The 378-nt window shown below is 38.6% G+C and carries 1 protein-coding gene; it reads right to left on the reverse strand.

The window, feature by feature from the left end; translation table 11 throughout:
* Positions 1 to 378: AMP-binding protein (locus tag ACFINS_RS10355; RefSeq protein ID WP_375706221.1), on the reverse strand; the 378-nt coding region annotated here is incomplete at both ends.

Genomic DNA, 378 nt, shown 5'->3' on the forward strand with positions numbered 1-378 from the left:
AATAATGAAGGTCGATTTACAGTCAACAAGGCGTCCTGCTATTGCTTCAGAGGAAAAGCCTGCAAAAATAACCGAATGAATGGCACCAATGCGGGCACAAGCAATCATAGCATAGGCTGCTTCGGGAATCATAGGAAGATAAATAGTTACTCTATCGCCTTTCTTTATACCATGGCTTTTCAAAAGATTGGCAAAACGACAAACATGTTCATAAAGTTCGTTATAGGTTATTTTTTTATCGTGATAGGGGTTATCCCCTTCCCAAATGAGTGCAATTTTGTCTCCATGGGTTTTCAGGTGGCGATCAATGCAATTATAGGCTACATTTGTTATCCCATCTTCATACCATTGAATTGATACATCTCCATTAAAAGAAGT

This window comes from Bartonella sp. AA2SXKL (assembly GCF_042197205.1).
In the GTDB taxonomy this organism is placed as follows: Bacteria; Pseudomonadota; Alphaproteobacteria; order Rhizobiales; family Rhizobiaceae; genus Bartonella.